Origin of the sequence: Nocardioides sp. (genome assembly GCF_031422975.1) — a bacterium.
In the GTDB taxonomy this organism is placed as follows: Bacteria; Actinomycetota; Actinomycetes; order Propionibacteriales; family Nocardioidaceae; genus Nocardioides.
In genome coordinates, this window is record NZ_JANPEO010000532.1 from 1 (window position 1) to 3577 (window position 3577).

Here is a 3577-nt window from a genome sequence, read left to right on the forward strand (position 1 = left end):
CCTGGTCACGAGGGGGGTCATCGCACCCTCGACCTGCGCCGACAGGACGCGGAGTCGAGGCAGCGCCTTCGATGCAGCTCCCAACCTGACGGCATCGTGCAACGCGATGACCTCGCTGGCGAGCTGCCCGCGCGCCTCCATCTGTCCGGCGGCTTCGAGGGCGAGCTCGCGCGCCCGAGTCGCCTCCCCGGCGGCCGAGGCGGCCCACGCACTCCCGAGCGCGACCTCGACATCCCAGACGGCGAACGCGCCAATCGATGCCTGGGCTTCGTCACTCAGCGTCGCCGCGGCAGCGGCGTCACCGAGCTGGCCGGCCGCCTGCGCGGCGACCCCGAGGCCCCACGCGAGTGCCGGTCGCACGATCGTACGCGCCGTGGCCAGGGACAGCTCGCTCGCTGAGGGACCTGGAGCCGCGGCTGGTTCCGCCAGCGCCCACAGCCCGATCAGCACCGCCAGACAGGCTATTCCGGTGAAGACAATGCCGAGCCCTACGGTCGCAGCGAGGCTGCCGAGCGCCGGACCCGTGGCCGCCCCGATGACGGAGGTGCCGAACAGCGTCCCGATGGCCCGGCCGCGGCGAGCATGCGGAGTGGCCAGGACCAGCCACGCGAAGGCGGCGCCCCACGACAGCGCACTGCTCGCTCCAGCGACCAAACGGGCGAGTGCGAGGGCCCCGAAGCCGTCGACGAAGCCGAACGCCAAGCTTGCCACCGCCAAGGTGAGCAGGCCGACGACTGCCACCGGCCTGACCCCCATCCGTCCCACCAGGTAGGCGCTCAGTAGCGCGCCAGCAATGGCGCCCGCGCCGAACGCGCCGCTGACCAGGCCGAGTTGAGCCGTCGAGAGCTCGTGGGTGCTGGCCAGCAGCGGCAGGAGCGGCCCGATCGCGGAGTAGAAGAGCGTGTCGACGGCGACCATGGAACATGTCAAAGCCGTCAACCAGCGGATCTTGCGGTCCTGCATGAACGGATCAGGACGACGTCTGAAGGACCGATTCACCGGCTCCCCTGTGAGACGCTAGCAACCTCAGCGGTGACGAGCACGGACATCAAGTCGCGGGCGCGATCGAACACGCTCTCGTCACCCTCGAGCGCGCCGGTGACGTAAGCGCCCTCCAGCACGAGGAACACCCGCTCGGCCAACAACATCGTCCATCGCACCATCTCTATCTGCCGTCAAGGCGACGTAGTCTGCGCCCCGAGATTCGGAGCGACACACTTCCCTCACGACGATTACACCTCAGTCGAACTGCGCGCAATGGGCATCTGGCTAGGAACAAGCGTGGCAGGAAGACTCCCGTAGTGCCGCACTCGCAGACGCGTCAGCCCAACGCTGAAGACCGTCGCCTACGTCGCGGCGAACGAGTTGGCTTATGTCAAAGGCCAGTCGTTTTCGGTCCCATCGCATATTGACGGAGACCGAGCGGCGCTCCGGAGATGCTGAGCGCGATTGGCGTGGAGGTGCGACCAACTTCGCGATCGGGTCTATGCAGCGTCTATCTGGGCTAAGTGGCGCAGACTGATCTCCTGGGCCAGCTCCTTGTCGAGTCGCGGATCAGACCCTGCTCGGCTACGGTAAGAGACATCCGGCCCCCTGGCTCGCTGCCCCTGTAGTAGGTCCCGCCCCGGCATCAGGCTGGAGCTTCCCTTGCGGCCGCAATCTCGATCATTCCTGTCCGCTGCGCTCACCCTCCCCGTGGGTGGTTTCGCACTTGCCCTTCTGCTCGGCGCCACGAGTGCACCGGCGTCCGCTGCGCAGCCACCCGTGGACCTCGGCACAGCCGCTTCGTACGCCGTCCTGGCGGGCACCACGGTCACCAACACGGGGCCGAGCGTGATCAACGGCGACGTCGGGGTCAACCCCGGGAGCGCGGTGACCGGGTTTCCGCCCGGCACCGTCAACAACGGCACCGTCCATGCTGCGGATGCGGTATCCCTCCAGGCTCAGAACGACCTGACGACGGCGCACAACGACGCAGCGGGACGCGGTCCGGTGGTCGACAAGACCAGTCAGGACCTCGGCGGCACGACTCTGGTCCCGGGTGTCTACAACGCGGCGAGCGCCATGGCCCTGACCGGCACGGTGACGCTGGATGCCCAGGGTGATCCGAACGCCGTCTTCGTCTTCCAGGCCGGGTCGACGTTGATCACCGCCAGCAGCAGCACGGTCGCGCTCGTCGGGGGCACGCAGGCCTGCAATGTGTTCTGGGAGGTCGGCAGCTCGGCGACCCTCGGCACCGGGACCAACTTCGTCGGGTCGGTGCTGGCGCTGACCGACATCTCCATGCAGACGGGGGCCAACCTCACGGGCCGAGTCCTCGCCAGGAACGGGCAGGTGTCCCTGGACACCAACACGATCACCCGCGCCGACTGCGCTGCAACGAGCTCTGCTCCTCCCACGACGGCCACGGCCACGCCTTCCCCTTCGCCGTCGAGTAGTGCACCCCCCACAGCCACCCACACCCCGACGAGTGCCCCTCCGACCGCGACCGGCTCCGGTGGCCCAGGGACGCCCCCGATCCCGACGGGGCACCCGGGCACGGGTGGGGGTGACGTGGCCTCGGGCGGCGGCACGCCATGGCTCCTGCTGGGGATGCTGTCCCTCGTCGGTGCGACTGGCGCTGCACTCCTCGGATGGAGGGTCTCCCCACCGCGGAGGCGTCACCGGCAGCCGTGATCGGTGTCGGTGTGAGGGCTGCGACCTGGCGAGCCGTATCCCTCGTCCTGCTGGTCGGCGCCGTCTACTGCATGGTGCAGTGGAGCGATCGATCCTCACCCGTCCAGGCCGTGACGCCGGACCCGGCGCGGACGAGCAGCCCGTCTCACCAGAGTCGGACTCCCTCCGGAAAGCCGCCTCGACGATCGAAGGCTGCGGCATCGACCCCGGCAGCGCCGGCCCGCCCGGTCGCGATCACCATCCCGGCAATCGGCGTTCGCAGCGTCCTCGCTCCGTTGGGTCTCAACCCCGACGGCACGGTCGAAGTGCCCACGGATCCCGCGGCCGCGGGTTGGTACGAGCTCGGCACCCGCCCCGGCGCGATGGGCTCGGCCGTCATCCTCGGTCACGTCGACTCGCGGGAGGGACCAGCGGTCTTCTACCTTCTCAGTACCCTGAACGCCGGAGATGCCGTTGACGTCCGTCTCGCGGACGGCGCGTCGGCGCGGTTCCGCGTGTCCTCGGTGCGCACCTATGCCAACGCGCAGTTCCCCGCTGATCAGGTGTACGCCGCCGAGGGAGCGCGGGTGCTCAACCTGGTCACCTGTGGTGGCGCGTACGACGCAGAGCGCGGCGGCTACCAGGCCAATGTGGTCGTCGCCGCGCGCTGGGTCCGGACCCGGCAGGGCTGACGAGGAGCTTCCGCGACTTGGGTCAGGCCCGAGCGTCGCCGGCGATCGTCGCCGCGGCGCATCCATCCGTCGCCGTCCTGGTCCTCACGATGCACGACGACGGCACGGTACTCCCGGCACTGCGGACCGGCGCGCAAAGTGGGCGCAAAGGGCCACTCCGGTGGTAGTGCTGGTTGCCCTGCGACCAGCCGTGAGGCAGCTTCGGCAGACCGGCTAGCATGAGCCTTCGT

4 protein-coding genes are annotated in these 3577 nt (G+C 69.3%); 2 read left to right on the forward strand and 2 right to left on the reverse strand.

All coding sequences use genetic code 11. From position 1 onward, the window contains the following. Positions 1-918: MFS transporter (locus RMO85_RS15875; protein ID WP_310529692.1), on the reverse strand; the 918-nt coding region annotated here is incomplete at its 3' end. Positions 919-995: 77 nt separating this feature from the next. Beyond that, the gene (locus RMO85_RS15880; protein ID WP_310529693.1) at positions 996-1148 is read right to left on the reverse strand and encodes a hypothetical protein; all 153 of its coding nucleotides are present in this window, start codon (positions 1146-1148) and stop codon (positions 996-998) included. 547 nt (positions 1149-1695) lie between these two features. Between RMO85_RS15880 and RMO85_RS15885 the strand changes: the two genes are divergently transcribed. Further along, a complete protein-coding gene (locus RMO85_RS15885; protein WP_310529694.1) occupies positions 1696-2676 on the forward strand; it encodes an ice-binding family protein in 981 nt (326 codons plus the stop codon). Between the two features lie 71 nt (positions 2677-2747). After that, positions 2748-3347, forward strand: a complete 600-nt coding sequence (locus tag RMO85_RS15890) for a class F sortase (protein WP_310529695.1) — start codon at positions 2748-2750, stop codon at positions 3345-3347. The last annotated feature ends 230 nt before the right edge of the window (positions 3348-3577 follow it).